Raw genomic sequence first — 19,234 nt, 5'->3', positions numbered from 1 at the left:
GCACGAAAGGCGCGGGCGTGCATCCGGTTCCGCGTTGACGCAACCCCCGTGGGCGCCTACCCCCGGTACATGACCATCCAGCCCCTGCCCCATCCCATCGACGGCCTGCGCGCCGTGGCCGCCGACTATGACGTCCTGCTGTGCGACGTCTGGGGCGTGATCCATAACGGGCGCGAGCATTTCGCCCCGGCCCTGGACGCCCTGATCCGCTTCCGCGACGGCGGCGGCAAGGTGGTGCTGATCTCCAACGCCCCCCGCCCCTCTCAGGCCGTGCTGTCGCAGCTGGACAGCCTGGGCGTGCCCCACACGGCCTGGGACGCCTTCGTCACCTCCGGCGACGCCACTCGCGCCGAGCTGAGCCGCCGCGCCCCCGGCCCCGTCTGGGCCCTGGGGCCGGACCGGGACATGCCGCTGTACGAGGGGACCGGCGTGGCCGTGTCCGACGGGCCGGACGAGGCGGGCTTCATCTGCTGCACCGGTCTGTACGACGACACCACCGAACGGCCGCAGGACTATCGCGAGGCCCTGTCGAAGGCGGCCGCCCGGGATCTGGAGATGGTCTGCGCCAACCCCGACCGCGTGGTCCAGCGCGGCGACCAGCTGATCTACTGCGCCGGCTCTCTGGCCGATCTCTACGAAACCCTCGGCGGGCGCGTGACCATGGCGGGCAAGCCGTTCGGCCCGATCTATGACCTGGCCATGAAGGAGGCCGAGCGCCTGCTGGGCGCCAATGTGGACCGGTCCCGCGTCCTGTGCGTGGGCGACGGCGTGGTCACCGATGTCATGGGCGCCAACGGCCAGGGGCTGGACTGCCTGTTCGTGGCCGCCGGCATCCACGGCGCCGCCGCGCAGGGGCCCGACGGCCGGGTCGATGCGGAAAAGGCGGGCGAGCTTCTGAGGGCCGAGACCACCTACGCCGCTACACGATGCTGGACCTGGCCTGGTGAGGCTCGCCAAGCGGCGCGGCGGGCGCTAGATCACCTCCATGACTGAGAAAAAACTTGTGGGGGCTCACCCCTCCGGCGGCTACATCCTCGACGAACTGCACGTCGGCATGACCGCTGAAAAAACCGTCGAGATGACCGAGCAGCGCATCCAGCAGTTCGCCGACGCCTCGGACGACTTCAATCCCGTGCACATGGACGAGGCGTTCGCGTCAAAGACCGCCTATCGCGGCCGCATCGCCCACGGCCTGTTGTCGGCCTCGTTCGGCTCGGCGGTGGTGGGCACCATCCTGCCCGGCGCCGGGGCCATCTACCTGCATCAGAGCCTGGCCTTCGAAAAGCCGGTGCGCATCGGCGACAAGGTCACCGCCCGCGTCACCGTGGCCGCCGTGGATCTGGAGTCCGCGCGCGTGACCCTCAAGACCGAGGGCTATATCGGCGACACCTTCATCATGGGCGGCGAGGCCATTGTCCGCGTGCCGCGCCGTCGTCGTCCGGCGAAGGACTGACTTGCCCGTCCGCCTGATCACCGACTGGCGCACCCTGCCTGCGGGCGACCGGGGCGCGGCGGTGGCGGTGGGGGCCTTCGACGGGGTCCACCGGGGCCATCAGGCGGTGATCGCCGAGGCGAAGGCGGCGGCGGACCGGCTGGCTGCCCCGCTGGCCGTGGTCAGCTTCGACCCCCATCCCCGTCGCTTCTTCCAGCCCGAGGCCGCGCCCTTCCGCCTGATGACGCCGGATCAGATGACCCGCGCGCTGGCGCCGCTGGGCGTGGACCGGCTCTATCTGCTGCCCTTCGACGCCGAGATGGCGGGCATGAGCGACCGTGATTTCGCCGATCAGGTGCTGCATCAGGGGCTGGGCGTCGTCCACGCCGCGGTGGGTTTCGACTTCACCTTCGGCAAGGGCCGCTCGGGCTCGCCCCAGGCCCTGGCCGAGTACGGGCGCGAGATGGGCTTCACCGTCTCCGCCGCCCAGCGGGTGGACGACGCCGACGGGCTCAAGCTGTCGTCCAGCGCGGTGCGCGAGGCCCTCAAGGCCGGGGACATGGACCGCGCCGCCGCCATTCTGGGCCGCCCCTTCGCCATCCAGGCCGAGGTGATCCACGGCGACAAGCGCGGCCGCGAGATCGGCGTGCCTACCGCCAACATGGCCCTGGGCGACTACATGCGCCCGGCCTACGGAATCTATGCGACCCGCACCCGTCTGCCCGACGGCCGGGTGGTGGACGGGGTCTCCAGCCTCGGCGTGCGGCCCATGTTCCGCACCGAGACGCCCATGCTGGAGGCCTGGCTGTTCGATTTCGACGGCGACCTCTACGGCCAGACCCTGGAGACCGAACTGATCGCCTTCCTGCGCCCCGAAGCCGCCTTCGACGGCCTCGACGCCCTCAAGGCCCAGATCGACGCCGACGCTGCGGCGGCCCGGGCGATCCTGGGGGCCTGAACAGGGGCGCGGATTTTTTTCATCCCCCACCCTCCCGGGCGCCTTAAAATGCGGTCTGGCGGACGTGGTCCGACGCGGCGAGCGAAGGGGGCTTTGATACCATTGATACGATTCAGACCCTGTTTTTTCGGGGTCGGAGTCTGAATCTCGGGGCCGATTTCGGACTATTCGGACTATTCAGACCCTGTTTTTTCCGCCCGGAGTCTGAAATCCGGCCACAAGGGTCATCAGGCCCGCCTCATCCTCGAACCGCGCCCGCACCGGCCAGGCCGTGACCCGGCCGCGCCAGTCGGGCGGCAGGCGGACCCAGTCCTTCTCGGTGGTCACCAGCCCGGCCCCCTGCTCCGCCGCCCGGGCGGCCAGCGCCTTGAGGTCGCCCTCGGCGAAGGCGGCATGATCGGGGAAGGCGGCGAAGTCGATCAGGTCGCACCCGGCCGCCGTCAGGGCCCGCTCCACCTTCCACGGCTTGGCGATGCCCGCGAAGCCCAGCTGCGGCCCCGACGGCGGCGGCGCGGCCGCCTCCAGCCGGGCGATGAACACCGGCTTCTCTTTGAAAATATTCAGTAATTCCTCATCCGCGCCCGGCAGGTCCGCGGGCAGAAGCACCACCACCGCATCGGCCCTCGCCAGCCCCGCCCGCAGCGGCTCGCGCATGGGCCCGGCCGGGAACACCGCCCCGTCCCCGAAGGGCCACTCGCCCCCCCGCGTCTCCCCGTCCACCACGATCAGGGACAGGCTCTTCCGCAAGGTCGGGTTCTGATGCCCGTCGTCCATGACCACCACGGCCGCGCCGGCTTCAGCCGCCGCCCGCGCACCCGCCGGCCGGTCCCGGGCCACCCACACCGGCGCCACGCTGGAGAGCAGGAGGGGTTCGTCGCCCACGTCCCCGGCGGCGTGTTGTGCAGGATCCACCCGCACCGGCCCCGCCAGCCGCCCGCCATAGCCCCGCGTCAGCCCGTGGGCCTCCAACCCCTTGTCCCGCAACAGCCGCAGCACCTCGCGCGCCACCGGCGTCTTGCCCGACCCGCCCACGGTCAGGTTGCCCACCGAGATCACCGGGATCCCCGCATCCACCGGAACCGTCCGCGCCATGCGCCGCGCCGTCGCCCCGGCCCACAGCCAGGACAGGGGCTTCAGCAGGGTGCGAATGACCGGCGACGGCGCGCCCTCGCGCACATACCACCAACGCGGCGTGTTCAGCTTCATCGGGTCCTCCCGGCGGGCAACAGGGGCGCCAGATGGCTCCACAGCCGGTCAAGCCCCGCGTCCGCCGCCTGGGCCGCACGCCGGGCCCGCTCGCCCATGGCCCGCGCCTTCACCGGGTCCCCCAGAAGGGGCGCGACGGCCGGGGCCAGTTGCTCGATCCGCTCCACCCGGATCAGCCCGCCCGCCCGCTCCAGATCGGCCGCCACGTCGGGCCAATTGGCCATGTCCGGTCCGCAGACCGTGGGCTTGCCCAGCCGCGCGGGCTCCAGCGGATTGTGCCCGCCCGCGCCCGCATGGCCGATCACCGGCCCGAACGAGCCGCCCATGACCACCACGTCCGCCAGCGCCAGGAACAGCCCCATCTCGCCCAGGGTGTCGGCCAGGTAGACCGAGGTGTCGAGGGCGATCGTCTCGCCGGCTGAGCGCACAGCAACCACCCGCCCATCGGCCCGCAGGGTCTGGACCAGCCCGCCGCCCCGCTCCGGATGGCGCGGCATGAGGATCAGGAACGGGACCTCCTCCAACGCGTCCAGAGCCCTGGCGATGGCCCGCTCCTCGCCGGGGTGGGTGCTGGCCGCCAGCACCACGGAGCGGTCGCCGATGGCGGCGCTCAACTGCTCGAAGGCGCCCTTGTCGTGGGTCAGGGGGCCGCCCGCCAGCTTCAGATTGGCGCGGCCCTGCACCTGCCCGCCCAGCGCCTCGATGCGGGCTGCCGAGCGTCGTCCTGGGGCAGGATCAGGTCGAAGGCCGACAGCAGCGCCCCCGCCGCCCCCGGCATGCGGCCCCAGCCCTGCGCCGTCTTGTCGGTGATGCGGGCGCTGATCAGGGCCAGCTTCACGCCCCGCGCCCGCGCCGCCCCGATCAGATTGGGCCACAGCTCGCTCTCCACCAGCACCCCCAGCGAGGGCCGCCAGTGGTTCAGGAACCGCGCGGTCGCCAGAGGCCCGTCGACCGGCGCGTACTGATGAATGACGTCGGGCGGCAGGCGCTCGGCCAGGATGCGCGCCGAGGTCACGGTGCCCGAGGTCACCAGAACCGCCACCTCCGGCCGCTCGGCCCGCAGCCGCGCGATCACCGGCAACAGGGACAGGCTCTCGCCCACGCTGACCCCGTGCAGCCATACCAGCGGTCCGGACGGCCGCGGGATTGAGGGACGGCCCAGTCGTTCGTTGAGGCGCGCAGCGTCCTCCTTGCCGCGCCGGGCCCGCGCACCCAGCAGGCGCGGCGCCAGCGGCTCCAGCCAGCCGGTGACCACGCTGTAGGCTTTCAGGACCAGCGACATCAGCCCTGCGCCAGGGTTTCGGCCCGGTCCTCGACGGCGGTGAGGCGCGCGGTCCACTCGTCGATCACCGAAGCAGGATCCACGCCCCGCCCGATCTCGACCCGGTCCCACACCATGGCCCCGCGCGCAAACGGCAGCGGCAGCATCGCCCGGTCCCAGCTGTTCAGCCGAATGGCCGGGCGGCAGGCCAGGCCCAGCAGCAGCACCGGCGCCCCGGACATGCGGGCCATGACCGCCAGCCCCTCGCCCATCTGCCGCGCCGGCCCCCGGGGCCCATCCGGCGTCAGGGTCACCGCCCCGCCGGACTTCAGCCACTTCAGGGCGTCGCGCAGAGCCTGGGAGCCGCCCTTGGCCTTCTCCGGCCTCTCCTTCTTCTGGGACGAGCCGCGAATGGCCGGGAAGCCCAGCCGCGCCACCGCGTCGGCGATGAACTGCCCGTCAGGGGACAGGGAGATGAGCGCGCGGACCGGCTGGCCCCGGTCATGGTCCCAGGCGGCGGGCGCCAGGCCGATGCGCGAATGCCAGAAGGCGATGATGACCGGCCCGCCCCCTGCCCAGGCGACCTCGACCAGGTCGCAGTTCTCGTGGCGCCAGCGGATGGTGGCGAAGCACAGCCGCATCCAGCCCGCCATCAGGCGGCTGAGAACCCCCTGAATCACCGGATTGCGGATCGGCCTCACGAGCCCGCCTCGTCCGGCGCGGCGTCCAGGGACTGCTGGCGCGCCAGGCGCGCGTACAGACCACCGCGCCCAACCAGTTCGGTGTGCGAACCCTCCTCCACGACCCGCCCGGCCTCGATCACATAGATGCGGTCCGCGTTCTGCACCGTGGACAGGCGGTGGGCGATCATCAGGGTGGCGCGGCCCTCCATCAATCGTTCCAGCGCCGCCTGCACCAGCGCCTCGCTCTCGGTGTCCAGGGCGCTGGTGGCCTCGTCCAGCAGCAGGATCGGCGCGTCCTTGAGGAAGGCCCGGGCGATGGCGATGCGCTGGCGCTGGCCGCCGGAGAGGCGAACCCCGGCCTCGCCGGCGCGGGTGTCGTAGCCCTCGGGCAGGGCCGTGATGAACTCATGGGCCGCCGCCGCCCGCGCCGCCGCCTCGACCTCCGCCTGCGAGGCGTCCGGGCGGCTGTAGGCGATGTTGAAGGCGATGGTCTCGTCGAACAGGAACGGCTCCTGGGTCACCAGGGCGATGCGGTCGCGCAGAGCCTTCAGCGCCACATCCCGCACATCGACGCCGTTGATCCGCACGGCGCCGCCCGTGACGTCATAGAACCGGGGCAGCAGGCTCAGGATCGTGCTCTTGCCCCCGCCAGACGGACCGACCAGGGCCACCGTCTCACCGGGACTCACCCGGATATCCACGCCGCTGAGCGTGGGGGCGGCGTCGGAATAGGCGAAGCTGACGTCCTCGAACCGCACCTCGCAGGGACCGTCCGGCAGATCGACCGGCTCGGCCGCCTCGCGGATCTCGGGCTGGATGTCCAGGGCCTCGAAGAGGCGGCGGGCGGCGGTCAGGCCTTCGGCCAGAACAGTTTGAAGATTGCTCAAATTGCGCAGGGACTGGGCTGCGGCCAGCAGGATGCCGATGAAGGCGGTGAACTCGCCCACGTTCATCTCGCCCTGCTGTGAGCGCCAGCCCGCATAGGTCAGAACCGCGGCGACCACGAACATGGCCACCATTTCGCTGGAGGGGCCCGAGAACGCCTTGGCGTTGGCGCCCTTGATGACGAAGCGCTGGCGTCGGGCGATGACCTCGCCCACCCGCGCGTCCTCGGCGTCCTCGCGGTTCTCGATCTTGACCAGCCGCACCCCGTCCAGATTCTCCATCAGGGCGGTGGACAGCACCGTGGTCTCGGCCATGGCCCCCACGGCGGCCTTGCGCGCCTTCTTGGAGAAGCGCCGCAGCACCAGATTCACCACCGGCATGCCGCACAGCACCACCAGCGCCAGCATGGGATCGATCCAGATCATGGAGGCGATCAGGGCGAGCAGGGTCAGGCCGTGCTGGGTGTAGCTCACCGTGCCGGTGGTGAAGGCCTCGCGCACCAGATTGGCGTCGAACAGCACCGAAGAGACGAAACCGCCGGAATGCTGGGCGCGCAGGCGGGCCAGATCGGCGCGGATCATGCGGGCGAACAGCTGGCTCTGGATCTCGCCCACCACCCCGTGGCCCAGGCGATTGACCAGATTGGCCTGGCCGATGGCGGCGGCGCCCCGGATCACGCCCACCCCGGCGATGGCGGCAGGGATCATCCACAGGGCGTTGGGGTCCTGATCCACGAACAGGCCATTCACCGCCGGCTCCAGCAGCCGCAGGATCAGGGCCGTGGTCCCGGCCGTGATCGCCGCGCACAGCATGGCCAGGGCCAGCCGGCCCTTTCGCTCCGACAGGTAGTCGCGCCAGATGCGCGCCAGCAGGGGGCGCAGCGGTTGTCGCGCTTCGGGCGGGGTCACGGTCATGGGTTCCGCTCCGACGTCAGGGTGGCGAAGTCAAGGCGTGGCCGCCCTAGCCCCACGGCCCGCCGTGGGAGCCGGAGCCGCCATCAGGGCCGCCCTCGCGCGCCTGACGTTCGGCCTGCCGCCGCGTGGCCCATTCCCGGAACCAGCGCGTGGCCTGACGGTCCCGCCGCCAGACCAGGATCCAGAAGGCGAGCAGGGTCAGAAGCGAGATGAGGCCGAACAGCTGCTGGCCGTCCAGGGTCTGTCCAAACATTGTCATGGCGAGACCTTACGCCTTCGCCGCCCCCTCGTCGCCCCTCGGATCGATCATGCGGTGGGCGTGCAGGATGAAGTAGCGCATGTGGGCGTTGTCCACGGTCTGCTGCGCCTTGGCCTTCCACGCCTTGCGGGCTTCCTCGTAGTTGGGGAAGGCGCCGACGAAATCGACCTGGGACAGGTCGCGGAACGCGGTCCCGTTCAGGTCGCGCAGCTCCCCGCCGAACACGATGTGAAGCAGCTGATTGTTCTCGATTTCCTGAGGCATTCTTTTCCGTCCGTTGGGTGGCGGTTCAGTTGGCCAGCGGAATAGGCCGACAGCGCCGGATTATCAACGGATGCAGCGCCGGGGCCGCACAGATCAGGCTGGCCTGACGTGGATCGGGCCGGTTGAAGCGCCATGGCTGGCCGTGATGGTCGCTGACCGTCGCCCCCGCCTCCGCAGCGATCAGGGCCCCGGCGGCCACGTCCCAGTCCCATTTGGGCGTCAGGGCCAGGGCGGCGTCAAAGGCGCCAGACGCCACCAGCGCCATACGATAGGCCAGCGAGTTGCGGTTCTCCACCCGCATGGGCGGCCAGGGCTCCGGCCATTTCGGGCTCTCAAGCAGCCCGGCGCCGGTCAGGACGGAGGCGTTCTCCAGCATCGAGGTCTCTGACGCCGCGATCATCCGCCCGTTCAGCAGGGCGCCGCCGCCTTCCACCGCCGCGAAGGTCTCATTCAGGTCCGGGGCGTGGATCACCGCAGCCACCGGGCGGCCGTCCTCGACGATGGCCAGCGCCACGCTCCACCACGGCCTGTTCTTCATGAAGGCCACGGTGCCGTCGATGGGGTCGACCACAAGGATGCGCCGCCGCGACAGCCGTTCGGGATTGTCTGCGGTCTCCTCGGACAGCCAGCCGTGATCGGGTAGGGCCGCCGTCAGCTGCTCCCGCAGCCAGCTGTCCACGGCCATATCCGCATCGGTCACAGGCGAGCCGCCGGGCTTGGACTGGATCTTCAGGCCCTGCGCCCGGTGGCGCACGGCCAGGGCGCCGGCCTCGACCGCCGCCGCCTTCAGCAGGTCCAGGTCGGCGGCGAGCGTCATTTCCCGGCGATGGCCACCGCGTCGATCAGCAGCGACGGACTGTTGAACGAACCCCGGAACTCCAGGTCCGATCCGACCACCATCCGTCCCGCCAGGCCAGCAGATTACCCGCCACCGTGATTTCGCTGACGGGCCAGGCGATCTGGCCGTCCTCGAACCAGAAGCCGGACACCCCGGCCGACCAGTCGCCGGTGTTGGGGTTCAGCGACGGGCCGAACATGGAGGTGACCAGAAGCCCGCTCTTCGCGTCGGCCATCAGGCCCGCCCGATCCCGCTCGCCGGGCTCCAAGTGCAGATTATGGCCCGAGACGCCGGACGGCCCCGCCAGGCCGCGCGAGGCGTGGCCGGTGGTCTGCAGGCCCAGTTGCGCCGCCGAGGCGGTGTTCAGAAGCCAGCCGTTGATCACCCCCGCCGAGATCAGTTCGCGCCGCTCCACCGCCACGCCCTCGTCGTCGAAGGGGGTGGAGCCCAGCCCACGTGGGCGGAACGGGTCGTCGATCAGGGTGACGGCGTCCGACAGCACCTGCTGGCCCAGCCGGTCTTTCAGAAAGGACACGCCGCGAGTCACCGCGGTTCCGGCCATGGCCTGGACGAAAGGCGAGATCACCTGCGCCGCCAGACGGTTCTCGAAAATCACCGGGGCGGTGGTGGATGCGATCTTGCGCGCGCCCAGCCGCGCCACGGCCCGCCGTCCGGCCTCCGCGCCGATGGTCCCGGCGTCCGGCAGATCCGACAGGTGGCGGACCGACCGGTGCTCGCTGCCCCGCTCCTTGGCCCCGTCGCGGGCGGCGATGACGCCGACGCCCAGCGAGAAGCTGCTGCCCCGGTGCGCCCCGTCGAAGCCGTGAGAGGTCACCAGCCGCCAGTCGCTGGCGGACCATGTGGCGCTGCCGCCTTCGGAGATGGACACCCCGGGCGTGGCCCGGGCGGCGTCTTCCGCCTGACGCGCGGCGGCTTCCAGCGCCTCGGCGGTGCATTCTGTTGGGTCGAACAGGTCCAGATCGGGGTGAGGGCCCTGCGCCAGCCGATCCCGGGGCGCCAGATCCGCATAGGGGTCCTCCGGCGCCAGCCGCGCCATGGCCACGGCGCGCTCCACAAGGCGGTCGCGGGTCGCAGGCGACAGGTCCGAGGCGGAAACGGTGGCCTGACGACGGCCCACGAACACGCGCAGGCCCAGATCGCGGGACTCCTCGCGCTCCACCTCCTCCAACTCGCCGTTGCGCACGCCCAGCGACAGGGTGCGCCGGTCCGCGTGCACAGCCTCGGCGGCGTCGGCCCCGGCCTTCAGCGCGGCGGAGAGAATGTCGTTCAGGATGTCGGCGGTGGGGAGGGAAGCATCAGCCATGCCCCGATATGGCCGGTCGTCCGCCCGCCCGCAACCGGCGTCAGGGCACGGCGTAGGCGATCAGCACCACGGCCAGGACCAGCAAGGGCACATAGGTCAGCATCATGCCGATGACCCGCGCCCGGGTGGCGCCCACCGATCGGGAGAGGCCGAAGGCGTGGACGAGGCGGCCCAGCAGGAACATGGCGCCCACCACATGGATCAGCCAGGGCGTGACCCCCACCAGCGCCATGAGCGCCAGCCCGCCCATGGCCGCCGGCGCATATTCGGCGGCGTTGCCGAAGGCGCGCGAGGCGCCCATGAGCTCCGGCGACTCGCCGTCGCCATAGCCGATCCGCAGTCGCTGGCGCTGGCGCACCACCAGACCCGACAGGGTGATCAACAGCAGGATCAGCAGCCCGCCCCACAAGGCGGCGGCGCGGGCGGAGTCCTGAACGGCGGCGGTGAACAGGTCCATCAACGGACCTCCCTTCCAATGGGATACAGGCGGTAGCGGTCGTCATAGAAGGGCGTCCGCTCGTAGAACCAGGCCAGACGGGCGTCGCCGTCGGCGGCGAAGTCCGCATCCTCGGCCAGACGCCGTTCGAAGGCGGCGCGGAGCGCGGGGTCGGCCTCCAGCATGCGCTCGGCCAGCGGCGCGATGGCGTAGGCCTCAATGTATTCCACCCGGTTGAGGACTTCCGGGAACATGCCCCAGGCGAAGAAGCTCTCGGACGACTGCGGCTCCAGCGCCAGCACCACCAGGTCACCCAGGGGCTGATCGGTCGGCACGCGCACCGATCCGGCGGGGAAGGTCCAGTCGCGGTCCTCCGGCGTCACCGTCTCCACCGTGATCGGCACATGCCCCTCGCTGGTGCGTCCCGAGACCCGCGGGTCCTCAAGGCGCAGCATCTGGACCGGGACCGTGCGCGGCGCGTCCAGCACCTCCATCCGCACCCCGTGCAGATGCAGGCGCTCAATGATGTCGGCGCGCCAGGACGGCACCCAGTAGGCCTCGGGCCGCGCCAGGGTCAGGGTCGGGCGCGAGCCGTAGAACGGCATCATCCAGGGCTCGGGGTCCGGCTGGCCCAGCCAGCGGATCTCCGACCGGCCGGACGCGGGGCTCTCCCAGGTTTCGTAGCGGATGCCCAGGAACGCGCGGGTGGCCACCGGCTCGGGGGTGGATTCAAAATTCGCCAGAATTTCGGACGGACGCAGGGCGCGGTCCCGCGTCACCGCCACCCGCAGGTCATCGCCGTGATCGGCCAGCAGGCGCATGGCCGTCTCGATGAACACATAGGTCCCCAGCACCCGCTGCTCGTAGGGCTTCAGGCTGTGGTTCTCGATCAGGATGGTGGGCACATGGGCGGCCGAGCCCCAGCCGTTGGAGAACCGCTCGCCCAGCCCGCCGTCCGACAGACCCGCGCGCGGGTTGCGGTCGTCCACGGCGAAGACCAGCTCGCCGGGGATATGCCCCTGGGCCTCCAGCGCGTCGTTCATGGCCGGCTTGAAGGCGTCGTCCAGCCATAGGGCGGTGGCCGGTGAACGGGACCAGATGCCGTTCTCGCCGTTGTAGCCGTAGGTGACGTCGTACTGGTAATCGATGCCGTCGGTGACGTGGATGTCCAGATAAAGGTCCGGCTGATAGCGCTGGATCAGGCCCATGACCGCGCGCATCTCGGTCTGGTCCAGCTTCACGAAATCTCGGTTGAGGTTCTGGTTGGTGGCCGTGTGACGCCAGCCCTGAATGCGCGGTCCGCGCTGGTTGGGGCGGGAGTAGGCGCTGGTCCGCTCATGGCCGTCCACGCTCAGGATCGGGATCAGGATCAGGTTGACCCGGTCCAGCAGGTCGTCGCGGCCGTAGAAGGCGATGTCGCGCAGCAGCATCATGCCCGCGTCCTTGCCGTCGATCTCACCCGGGTGGATGCCGGCCTGGGCCAGCAGCACCGGCTTGGACGGGTCGAACTCCGCCCCGTCCTTCGACGCGATCACCGCATAGATGGGCCGTCCCTCCGGCGAGGTTCCGAACTGTTCGATGCGGATCAGGTCCGAGGCCGCATCGAGCCGGTCGAACCACGCCCGGGTGTCTGCATAGGTCGGACTGAAATCATGCTCGGGGTCCGCCTCGAACGCCGTCACCCAGGGGTCGGATGCCTCGCGCAGCAAGGACCGGCTGGCGCCGCTCCACTCGGGCGCTGGCGGCAGGAAAGTCTGATCCCACGGCGCGGCATTGGGAACGGAAGGCGACTGGGACATGGCGGGACTCGCAAACAGAAGAGACGCGGCGCAGAGCCAGACAATTGGACGCATGAGGCGCTTTCGAAGCTCCGGCGGCGCGCCGGACGATGCAGCCTTCTAGCCCCTAAAATCCGGAATGTCAGACCGCGTCGCGTCCTTCTCGGCAGGCATGTCCGCCCGCGCTTGTCGCACAGCTTCTTGAGGGCCGAGGTGATGGTTGAACCGTACAGCTGCCCCTGGACGTCGGAATAGCCTTCCGAAGTCAGCCGCCGCTTGATCTCGCCCACATTGGCGAATTCGCCGCTTTCGGCGAGTTGATAGGCGCGTTCGACGGTGGTGAGACGATAGTTCATAACCCTGATATAGTGACGCTTTGTGGAAATGCGAGGGCCGAGCGCCAATAGAGACCATTCTGGCGGGGCGCTAATCTTCCGGCGATGCCGCAGCCGCCATGCTGGAGCTGACCCCCAGATACCGCTCATCCAGACGTCGCAGCGGCAGGAAGACGTCGTGGGCGACGCGTCCCACGCGCGTGTCGGGATAGACGATGTGGGTCACCACGCCCTGCTCCAGCCGGTCACCATGGACGATGCGCCACGCGAAATAGGCGCCCAGCCAGATCACGAGCAGAAAGATCAGCGGCCCGGCCAGGGTCAGGCCGCCCCGACGCGGTTCGCTGGCGAGCCGTCTCACTTCCATATGGGGGCGCCGTTCCCCGGCAGACCCAGCCGATCCCACATCGCGTTCACCCGGTCCACGACCTCCGCCTCCATGCGGATCTCCTCGCCCCATTCGCGCTTCGTCTCGGGCGGCAGCTTGTCGGTGGCGTCCAGGCCGATCTTGGAACCCAGTCCGCTCTCCGGCGATGCGAAGTCCAGATAGTCGATGGGGGTGTTCTCGATCACGGTGATGTCGCGCGCCGGGTCCATCTTGGTGGAGACCGCCCACATGACGTCCTTCCAGTCCCGCGCATCGATGTCGTCGTCCACCACGATGATCCACTTGGTGTACATGAACTGGCGCAGATAGCTCCAGACGCCCAGCATCACCCGCTTGGCGTGGCCCGGATAGGCCTTCTTCATGGAGACCACGGCGATGCGGTAGCTGCAGCCCTCGGGCGGCAGCCAGAAGTCGATGATCTCGGGGAACTGTGCCTGCAGCAGGGGGATGAACACCTCGTTCAGCGCCTCGCCCAGCACCGAGGGCTCGTCCGGCGGCCGGCCGGTGAAGGTGGTCAGATAGATGGGGTCGCGGCGCATGGTGATGGCCGTCACCTGAAACACCGGGAAGGTCTCCACCGAGTTGTAATAACCGGTGTGGTCGCCGTAGGGGCCTTCCTCGGCGTGCTCGTCCAGCAGCACATGGCCCTCCAGCACGATCTCCGCCTGGGCCGGAACCATCAGGGGCACGGTCTTGCAGGGGACCAGCTCGGCCTTGGCCCCGCGCATCAGTCCGGCGAACTGGTATTCGCTCAGGGTGTCGGGCACCGGCGTCACCGCCGCCAGGATGGTCCCGGGATCGGCCCCCAGCACCACGGCGGCGGGCAGGGGCTCGCGCTTTCCCGCCTTCCGATGCCGGGCGTAGTGCTGCGCCCCGCCCCGGTGGGCCAGCCAGCGCATGATGGCCTTGTCCTTGCCCAGCACCTGCATGCGGTAGATGCCCAGGTTGAAATCGTCCTCGGCCGCATCCGACGGCCCCTTTGTCACCACCAGCCCCCAGGTGATCAGGGGCGCGGGCTCGCCGGGCCAGCAGGTCTGGACGGGCAGGCTCGTCAGGTCGATGTCGTCGCCCTTCAGCACCACCTCATGCACCGGCGCTTTTTTCACCACCTTCGGCCGCATGCCCATGACGGTGCGCGCCATCGGCAGCATCTCCATGGCGTCGGACAGGCCGCGGGGCGGTGTGGGGTTCTTGAGGAACGCCAGCAACTCCCCGACCTCGCGCAACTCGGCGGCGGTGGTGCGCTGCTTGTTCTCGAGGGTCACGCCCATGGCCACCCGCTTCACCGTGCCGAACAGATTGACCAGGCACGGGATGGGGCTGACCGAGCCGTCAGGCATGACGGGCTTTTCGAAGATCACCGCCGGTCCGCCGTTTCGCAGCAGCCGGGTCTGGATCTCGGTCATCTCCAGGACGGTGGACACGGGTTCGGACACCCGCACCAGCTCGCCCTGGGCTTCCAGCATGTCGATGAAATCGCGCAGGGACTTGTAGGCCATGACCACCGATTAGGCGGACAGGGGCGGCGTGTCACCCGCTATCAATACGCCCGTGTGTCCGACACCAGCGCCCAGACCGGCAGGTGCAGATGCCGGGTCGCCACGCCCAGCTGGACAGAGTCCAGATGCGCCCGTCCCGCCTCGATCAGGCGCAACTCTTCGGGCGGGATGTGCAGGGCCTGCGCCATGGCCTCCAGATCCACGCCGCGCTGGTCGCGCCAGCGTCTCAGCCGGGCGCCGATGGCCGCGTCGGCCGGATCGGCCCCGGGAAATCCCAGGACGGAGCCCATGGTCGAACCCTCCCTAAGGGTCTTCTATTGTTGGGAGGTATCCTGATCCCATTCAAAGGCCGGATCAATCCAGTCGCCGATGCGCCCGCCCGGATGGGCCAGGGCGTGGATGCGGGCCATGTCGTCGGCGCTCAGCTCGAAATCGAAGATGTCCAGATTCTCGGCCGCGCGCTTCTCGCTGGCGGTCTTGGGGATGGTGATGACGTCCTGCTGGACGAACCAGCGGAGGGTCACCTGACCGGGCGTCTTGCCGTGGGCCTTGCCGATCTCGGCAATGACCGCATCGTCGACAATCTTCCCCTGGGCCAGAGGCGACCACGCCGTGATGGACGATCCCAACTCGCGCGCGGTCTCGATCAGGGTCTTCTGGGACAGATAGGGGTGGTACTCGACCTGGTTGGTCACCAACGGCGCCTCGGACAGGGCGGCGGCCTCGCGGAACAGGGCCGAGGGGAAGTTGGACAGGCCGATGTTCTTCGCAAAGCCTCGAACACGGGCGTCGTTCAGCGCCTTGATGGTCTCTTCCAGCGCCGGTTCGGGCTTGGGCCAGTGCAGCAGCAGAAGGTCCGGGACCTGCCCCAGACGCTGCGCGCTCTCCTCGGCCTGGCGCTGCAGATCGCCGTCGCGGAAATTGGTCACCCAGATCTTGGTGGTCAGGAAGACATCGTCACGCGCCACCCCCGAATCAGCGATGCCCTGACCCACGCCCTCCTCGTTCTTGTAGATGAAGGCCGTGTCCACGTGGCGGTAGCCGATGCGCAGGGCTTCGGCCACCATGCGCCGGGCATCCGCCGGCTCCAGCTGATAGGTGCCGAAGCCCAGGGCGGGAATCTCGACGTGGTCGGTCTTGACGGTCTTCATGGGCGGCTCTCCGGGTCAGCATCCCCAAGAGCTAGGAGGCGCCGAGGGGTGACGAAAGGGCCGCGCTCTGGATTCATTCCCCCGGGAGGGGTAATTCACCGCTTCGGAACGCTCCGGCACGCCTGAGCGCTTTACAAGCGCCCGATCGGACGCCAAGAGACTGTCCGACACGCTTTTTATGTTCGCCCGCGACCCTCTCCCTAATCGCGCGGGCCCGACTGGAGACACTGTGTATGGCGGCCAAACTCAAGCAACAGGGCGGCAAGGTCGAAGAGCTGAACTCGGACATGAACGTGACGCCGTTCGTGGACGTCATGCTCGTGCTGCTGATCATCTTCATGGTGGCCGCGCCCTTGGCGACCGTGTCCATCCGTCTGGACCTGCCGCCGGCCTCGCCCCCGCCTCCGGGCGAGGAACAGGAAGAACCGGTGTTCATCTCCATCCAGGACGACACCTCGATCTATGTCGTGGATGAAGAAACGACCCTCGAAAACCTGATCCCGGCCCTGAACGCTGCCCTGGCCGTGCCGAACCCGCGCGAAGAGCGCGTGTTCGTCCGCGCCAACGCGGAAGTGACCTACGAGCGCTTCATGGAAGTCATGAACACGCTTCAGGCCAACGCCTACTACAAGGTCGGCCTGCTGAACGAAGACATCGAATAGGCTTCGCGCCTCCGATCAGAACGACAAGGGCCGCGTCGCAAGACGCGGCCCTTTTCACTTGATGACCTGCCGTCGTTCAGTTCTTCAAGGCCGTCTGGCGACGAAGACGCTCCAGGCGCTGATGCTGGGCCTCGGTCATGCACCGGGGCGTCGCCCAGCGCTCACCGGCGTCCGCGGCGGCCAAGGCTTCCTCGGCTGTCACATAAATGGGCTCGGCTCCGTACTCCCGCTCGAAAGAACGACGTGTGGCTTCATCGGTCGCACAGACATAGGCCGCGCGTTCAAACCGCGCTTCCGCGCGTGGCGTCTGATCCTGCTGCTGTGCAGCAGCAACACAAGGTACTGAAAAAGCGGCGACAACTGCCGCAACAAGGGGCATGGGCGTGCGCATGGGCGTCTCCTCCAATCCCGAAATCAGTCCGGGTTCAGAGCAGACTGCGCCGTTTCCCAGCGCTGTAAAGAGAGGGCGTCATGAATGTTTTATGACGGTCTGTAATATTCTTCGTGAATTTTGGGCATATCTATTAGCCCGGCTAGCTAATGCCCAGGGCGGGGCCGAAGGCCAGGATTGTAGCCACCGCGCCGAACGCCACAGCCACAGCCGCCCCCGCCACAAAAGCCAAGGCCGTGCGGGCGCGGCGTCGTCTGAGGCCGCCCGGCCTGACCTTTCGGACATAAACGAAGGGCGCCTTTTCGAAGGCTTCGGATCCGACAATGTTGTGCTGGGACATGAACGCGCTCCCCTTGGGTACAGGCCCCGACGTCGGGGCCAAGGCACTCAAGACGGGCGGATACGTTCATTTGATGGCGAACAGCGCTCGCCAAACCCTTGCGTCATCAAGGGTTTGTGTTTGTCAGCCGCAATAAACCCGCCGCCCGCTGTAGGCGCGGTAATAGCCGGTGGCCGGATTGTATGAGCGGTAGTTCGCGCGGCACCAGTCGATGCGGCGGGGATCGCGTCCGCCTGCGTGACTCTGGCCTCCGCCGGGATAGACCAGATCCGGCCGCCCATAGGCGCCCGGCCACACATTGGCGCCGCGCACCGCAGCGGCGTAGCGCTGATAATCATGGCGCTGTGCGTACCCCTGTCCCCGGCTGTAACCGTAACGCCCATGGCCCTGATCGCGATAGCCGCGATTGTCGGCGTAACGCGGCCGCTGATGACGCCAGCGCTCGTGACAGTCGGTGCGGTTGGCGTCCCAGTAGGCGTCGCAGCGGTAGTCGCCCGGCCGATCCCGCTGATCCCACCAGGACGGCGTACGCCAGCCTTGATCATAGCCCCGGTTGTAGTGGCCGTAATGGCCGGCCTGCGCGACGGCGGGCTCGGCGGTCAAGCCGGCGGCGGCAAGTCCGATGGCGGCGGCCATCATGGTTAACGGGCGGGGACGCGACATGGCTACCACTCCTCTCGCCTCAACGAGGCTCTGTCTGCCTAATCCAAGGTGACTCTGACGGCGCCGCGGGCGCTAGTTTCAATGCGACGCATCAGGACCACGGGTTCGCCTGACCCGGCGCGGACCGGCGCGATGACAAACCATCCGCCGGCCGGCAGGTTCTGGAACGCGAACCGCCCCTCTGCATCGCAGGCGGTGGACCGCTCATAGGCGCGATAGTCGGAACTGGGCTCGCCGCCGCTGCGCGAGCGCACCTCCCCGGCTGGAACGGCGGCCCGGTCCAGAGACTGATAAAGCGTCAGGAAGCGATGCCGCGTGTAGGACGTTTCGGGAATGAGTCCCACCGAGCCGATGCAGTCGAAGTTCTGGCCGCCCGCGCGGTAATCCACGCGACCTTCCACCGCCGCTGCACCCGACTGGGTGGACCATGCAAAGTCCGCCGCGCTGAAGCTGGCCGACAGGCCGCCTCCAGGGATCGGGCCCGGCGCGGGTGTCGGCGCGCAGGCGGCCAGGGCTGCGGCGCCCAGGGCCGAAACGGCGGCGATCCTGACGAAGCTGGCGGCATGCATGGCGAAATCCTCTCGTAACGCGCGAATGTCGGATGTCTTAACACATACAACACGGTCAAGGTTGCGAAGCCTTGGTGAAGAGGCCGTGAGAGCGCTTTTCGCCGCCTCACGAAAACGATAAGCCTCGCCGCGCGGCAGGTCGCCGCAAAGGAAAAGGGCTCAGGCAGATTCATGGCCGTCACTATCGACGACATTCGGGCCGCGCAGCAGCGTATCGCCGGCCAGGTGGACCGCACCCCTGTCCGCCATTCCCGCCGCCTGTCCCAGCTGACCGGCGCGGATGTCTGGGTGAAGTACGACAATCTGCACTTCACCGGCTCGTTCAAGGAGCGAGGCGCCCTGAACCGACTGATGCAGCTGACCGGGGATGAGCGGAAGCGCGGTGTCGTCGCCGCCTCGGCGGGCAACCACGCCCAGGCCCTGGCCTATCACGGCGGCCGTCTCGGCGTGCCGGTGACCATCGTCATGCCCCATGGCACACCCTTCGTGAAGGCGGACGGCACGCGCGCCCACGGGGCCACCGTGGTCATCGAAGGTGACGACTTCTCCGGCGCCAGCGCTCACGCCAGGCAACTGGTGGAGGATGAAGGCTACGTCTTCATCTCGGCCTTCGACGACGAGGGCATCGTGGCGGGACAGGGGGTCTGCGCCCTGGAGTTTCTGGAGGACGCGCCGGATCTGGACGCCCTGGTCATCCCCATCGGCGGGGGCGGTCTGATCGCCGGCTGCGCCATCGCCGCCAAGGCCATCAAGCCGGACATCGAGATCATCGGGGTTGAGGCGGCCATGTACCCCTCCTTCTCCGCGCGGCGTAAGGGCGAGACCCCCAAGTGCGGGGGTCAGACGATCGCCGAAGGCATCGCCATCAAGGCGGTGGGCGACATCACCTTCGCCCTGGCCGACCCGCTGGTGGATGACGTGCTGGTGGTGGACGAAGAGGATTTCGAGAGAGCGGTGGCCTTCTATGTCACGCTCGAAAAGACCGTGGCCGAGGGCGC

At 68.9% G+C, this 19,234-nt stretch carries 22 protein-coding genes and 2 pseudogenes; 5 read left to right on the top strand and 19 right to left on the bottom strand.

Going from position 1 to position 19,234, the window contains the following annotated elements:
- Positions 1–69: 69 nt before the first annotated feature.
- The 3 genes and pseudogenes from MBEBAB_RS07915 to MBEBAB_RS07905 all read left to right on the top strand — a co-directional run bounded on the left by MBEBAB_RS07915 (position 70) and on the right by MBEBAB_RS07905 (position 2,390).
- Positions 70–947 (top strand): annotated as a pseudogene (locus MBEBAB_RS07915) (TIGR01459 family HAD-type hydrolase).
- A 38-nt stretch (positions 948–985) separates the two neighbouring features.
- Positions 986–1,453, top strand: coding sequence for a MaoC family dehydratase (locus MBEBAB_RS07910; protein WP_045319047.1), 468 nt, complete (start codon positions 986–988; stop codon positions 1,451–1,453).
- A 1-nt stretch (position 1,454) separates the two neighbouring features.
- Positions 1,455–2,390 carry a bifunctional riboflavin kinase/FAD synthetase gene (locus tag MBEBAB_RS07905; RefSeq protein WP_021697435.1) on the top strand — a complete coding sequence of 312 codons (936 nt, stop codon included), beginning with the start codon at positions 1,455–1,457 and terminating at the stop codon, positions 2,388–2,390.
- A gap of 177 nt (positions 2,391–2,567) precedes the next feature.
- On the opposite strand, the gene lpxK is transcribed toward MBEBAB_RS07905, so the two are convergent.
- The 15 genes and pseudogenes from lpxK to MBEBAB_RS07835 all read right to left on the bottom strand — a co-directional run bounded on the left by lpxK (position 2,568) and on the right by MBEBAB_RS07835 (position 15,611).
- Positions 2,568–3,596 (bottom strand): tetraacyldisaccharide 4'-kinase, encoded by a 1,029-nt coding sequence (gene lpxK / locus MBEBAB_RS07900; RefSeq protein ID WP_021697434.1) that lies wholly within the window; start codon positions 3,594–3,596, stop codon positions 2,568–2,570.
- A complete protein-coding gene (locus MBEBAB_RS17510) occupies positions 3,593–4,279 on the bottom strand; it encodes a 3-deoxy-D-manno-octulosonic acid transferase (protein WP_242397126.1) in 687 nt (228 codons plus the stop codon). Before MBEBAB_RS17510 ends, lpxK begins: the two co-directional genes overlap by 4 nt.
- Positions 4,258–4,878, bottom strand: coding sequence for a 3-deoxy-D-manno-octulosonic acid transferase (locus MBEBAB_RS17505; RefSeq protein WP_242397125.1), 621 nt, complete (start codon positions 4,876–4,878; stop codon positions 4,258–4,260). Before MBEBAB_RS17505 ends, MBEBAB_RS17510 begins: the two co-directional genes overlap by 22 nt.
- Positions 4,878–5,558 carry a lysophospholipid acyltransferase family protein gene (locus MBEBAB_RS07890; RefSeq protein WP_021697432.1) on the bottom strand — a complete coding sequence of 227 codons (681 nt, stop codon included), beginning with the start codon at positions 5,556–5,558 and terminating at the stop codon, positions 4,878–4,880. Before MBEBAB_RS07890 ends, MBEBAB_RS17505 begins: the two co-directional genes overlap by 1 nt.
- Entirely contained in the window at positions 5,555–7,339 is a 1,785-nt protein-coding gene (locus MBEBAB_RS07885) for an ABC transporter ATP-binding protein (protein ID WP_021697431.1), read from the bottom strand. Before MBEBAB_RS07885 ends, MBEBAB_RS07890 begins: the two co-directional genes overlap by 4 nt.
- A 46-nt stretch (positions 7,340–7,385) precedes the next feature.
- Entirely contained in the window at positions 7,386–7,598 is a 213-nt protein-coding gene (locus tag MBEBAB_RS07880; protein WP_045319046.1) for a hypothetical protein, read from the bottom strand.
- 9 nt (positions 7,599–7,607) lie between these two features.
- On the bottom strand, positions 7,608–7,862 hold the full coding sequence (locus MBEBAB_RS07875) for a DUF4170 domain-containing protein (RefSeq protein WP_021697429.1): 255 nt from the start codon (positions 7,860–7,862) through the stop codon (positions 7,608–7,610).
- Positions 7,863–7,887: 25 nt separating this feature from the next.
- The gene (locus tag MBEBAB_RS07870) at positions 7,888–8,679 is read right to left on the bottom strand and encodes a 3'(2'),5'-bisphosphate nucleotidase CysQ (protein WP_021697428.1); all 792 of its coding nucleotides are present in this window, start codon (positions 8,677–8,679) and stop codon (positions 7,888–7,890) included.
- Positions 8,676–10,024: pseudogene (locus MBEBAB_RS07865) on the bottom strand (TldD/PmbA family protein). The gene MBEBAB_RS07870 and the pseudogene MBEBAB_RS07865 overlap by 4 nt, the downstream one beginning before the upstream one ends.
- A gap of 40 nt (positions 10,025–10,064) precedes the next feature.
- Positions 10,065–10,481 (bottom strand): MAPEG family protein, encoded by a 417-nt coding sequence (locus MBEBAB_RS07860; protein WP_021697426.1) that lies wholly within the window; start codon positions 10,479–10,481, stop codon positions 10,065–10,067.
- Positions 10,481–12,259 carry a M14 family metallopeptidase gene (locus MBEBAB_RS07855; RefSeq protein WP_021697425.1) on the bottom strand — a complete coding sequence of 593 codons (1,779 nt, stop codon included), beginning with the start codon at positions 12,257–12,259 and terminating at the stop codon, positions 10,481–10,483. The genes MBEBAB_RS07860 and MBEBAB_RS07855 overlap by 1 nt, the downstream gene beginning before the upstream one ends.
- Positions 12,260–12,664: 405 nt before the next feature.
- The gene (locus MBEBAB_RS07850; protein WP_148291471.1) at positions 12,665–12,934 is read right to left on the bottom strand and encodes a hypothetical protein; all 270 of its coding nucleotides are present in this window, start codon (positions 12,932–12,934) and stop codon (positions 12,665–12,667) included.
- A complete protein-coding gene (locus MBEBAB_RS07845; protein ID WP_045319052.1) occupies positions 12,931–14,460 on the bottom strand; it encodes a UbiD family decarboxylase in 1,530 nt (509 codons plus the stop codon). Before MBEBAB_RS07845 ends, MBEBAB_RS07850 begins: the two co-directional genes overlap by 4 nt.
- Before the next feature lie 41 nt (positions 14,461–14,501).
- Entirely contained in the window at positions 14,502–14,750 is a 249-nt protein-coding gene (locus tag MBEBAB_RS07840; RefSeq protein ID WP_021697422.1) for a helix-turn-helix domain-containing protein, read from the bottom strand.
- A 24-nt stretch (positions 14,751–14,774) separates the two neighbouring features.
- Positions 14,775–15,611, bottom strand: coding sequence for an aldo/keto reductase (locus tag MBEBAB_RS07835; RefSeq protein ID WP_021697421.1), 837 nt, complete (start codon positions 15,609–15,611; stop codon positions 14,775–14,777).
- Between the two features lie 233 nt (positions 15,612–15,844).
- Between MBEBAB_RS07835 and MBEBAB_RS07830 the strand changes: the two genes are divergently transcribed.
- Positions 15,845–16,273 carry a biopolymer transporter ExbD gene (locus MBEBAB_RS07830; protein WP_021697420.1) on the top strand — a complete coding sequence of 143 codons (429 nt, stop codon included), beginning with the start codon at positions 15,845–15,847 and terminating at the stop codon, positions 16,271–16,273.
- A gap of 76 nt (positions 16,274–16,349) precedes the next feature.
- Here MBEBAB_RS07830 and MBEBAB_RS16160 read toward each other — a convergent pair whose 3' ends face one another.
- From MBEBAB_RS16160 to MBEBAB_RS07810, 4 genes are all read right to left on the bottom strand, one after another.
- Positions 16,350–16,664, bottom strand: a complete 315-nt coding sequence (locus MBEBAB_RS16160) for a hypothetical protein (RefSeq protein ID WP_148291470.1) — start codon at positions 16,662–16,664, stop codon at positions 16,350–16,352.
- 142 nt (positions 16,665–16,806) lie between these two features.
- Positions 16,807–17,004, bottom strand: coding sequence for a hypothetical protein (locus MBEBAB_RS07820; RefSeq protein WP_021697418.1), 198 nt, complete (start codon positions 17,002–17,004; stop codon positions 16,807–16,809).
- Positions 17,005–17,127: 123 nt separating this feature from the next.
- Positions 17,128–17,667 (bottom strand): BA14K family protein, encoded by a 540-nt coding sequence (locus MBEBAB_RS07815; protein WP_081703458.1) that lies wholly within the window; start codon positions 17,665–17,667, stop codon positions 17,128–17,130.
- Positions 17,668–17,705: 38 nt separating this feature from the next.
- Positions 17,706–18,236: a hypothetical protein gene (locus tag MBEBAB_RS07810; protein WP_021697416.1), complete on the bottom strand. Its 531-nt coding sequence runs from the start codon at positions 18,234–18,236 to the stop codon at positions 17,706–17,708.
- A gap of 171 nt (positions 18,237–18,407) precedes the next feature.
- On the opposite strand from MBEBAB_RS07810, the gene MBEBAB_RS07805 reads away from it, so the two are divergent.
- Positions 18,408–19,234 (top strand): pyridoxal-phosphate dependent enzyme (locus MBEBAB_RS07805; RefSeq protein WP_045319044.1); only part of this gene is annotated, 827 nt, incomplete at its 3' end.

The organism is Brevundimonas abyssalis TAR-001 (assembly GCF_000466985.1).
Classification (GTDB): domain Bacteria; phylum Pseudomonadota; class Alphaproteobacteria; order Caulobacterales; family Caulobacteraceae; genus Brevundimonas; species Brevundimonas abyssalis.
The sequence above is the reverse complement of the archived record's forward strand: the minus strand, read 5'-3'. Positions and strand labels throughout refer to the sequence as shown.

Bases quoted from the DNA above. Each gene is read 5' to 3' on its own strand.
- MBEBAB_RS07840 (WP_021697422.1), bottom strand. From the start codon at position 14,750: ATGGGCTCCGTCCTGGGATTTCCCGGGGCCGATCCGGCCGACGCGGCC.
- MBEBAB_RS07815 (WP_081703458.1), bottom strand. From the start codon at position 17,667: ATGTCGCGTCCCCGCCCGTTAACCATGATGGCCGCCGCCATCGGACTT.
- lpxK (WP_021697434.1), bottom strand. From the start codon at position 3,596: ATGAAGCTGAACACGCCGCGTTGGTGGTATGTGCGCGAGGGCGCGCCG.
- MBEBAB_RS07860 (WP_021697426.1), bottom strand. From the start codon at position 10,481: ATGGACCTGTTCACCGCCGCCGTTCAGGACTCCGCCCGCGCCGCCGCC.
- MBEBAB_RS07810 (WP_021697416.1), bottom strand. From the start codon at position 18,236: ATGCATGCCGCCAGCTTCGTCAGGATCGCCGCCGTTTCGGCCCTGGGC.
- MBEBAB_RS07820 (WP_021697418.1), bottom strand. From the start codon at position 17,004: ATGTCCCAGCACAACATTGTCGGATCCGAAGCCTTCGAAAAGGCGCCC.
- MBEBAB_RS07880 (WP_045319046.1), bottom strand. From the start codon at position 7,598: ATGACAATGTTTGGACAGACCCTGGACGGCCAGCAGCTGTTCGGCCTC.
- MBEBAB_RS17505 (WP_242397125.1), bottom strand. From the start codon at position 4,878: ATGTCGCTGGTCCTGAAAGCCTACAGCGTGGTCACCGGCTGGCTGGAG.
- MBEBAB_RS07870 (WP_021697428.1), bottom strand. From the start codon at position 8,679: ATGACGCTCGCCGCCGACCTGGACCTGCTGAAGGCGGCGGCGGTCGAG.
- MBEBAB_RS07885 (WP_021697431.1), bottom strand. From the start codon at position 7,339: ATGACCGTGACCCCGCCCGAAGCGCGACAACCGCTGCGCCCCCTGCTG.
- MBEBAB_RS16160 (WP_148291470.1), bottom strand. From the start codon at position 16,664: ATGCGCACGCCCATGCCCCTTGTTGCGGCAGTTGTCGCCGCTTTTTCA.
- MBEBAB_RS07835 (WP_021697421.1), bottom strand. From the start codon at position 15,611: ATGAAGACCGTCAAGACCGACCACGTCGAGATTCCCGCCCTGGGCTTC.
- MBEBAB_RS07855 (WP_021697425.1), bottom strand. From the start codon at position 12,259: ATGTCCCAGTCGCCTTCCGTTCCCAATGCCGCGCCGTGGGATCAGACT.
- MBEBAB_RS07875 (WP_021697429.1), bottom strand. From the start codon at position 7,862: ATGCCTCAGGAAATCGAGAACAATCAGCTGCTTCACATCGTGTTCGGC.
- MBEBAB_RS07910 (WP_045319047.1), top strand. From the start codon at position 986: ATGACTGAGAAAAAACTTGTGGGGGCTCACCCCTCCGGCGGCTACATC.
- MBEBAB_RS07830 (WP_021697420.1), top strand. From the start codon at position 15,845: ATGGCGGCCAAACTCAAGCAACAGGGCGGCAAGGTCGAAGAGCTGAAC.
- MBEBAB_RS07845 (WP_045319052.1), bottom strand. From the start codon at position 14,460: ATGGCCTACAAGTCCCTGCGCGATTTCATCGACATGCTGGAAGCCCAG.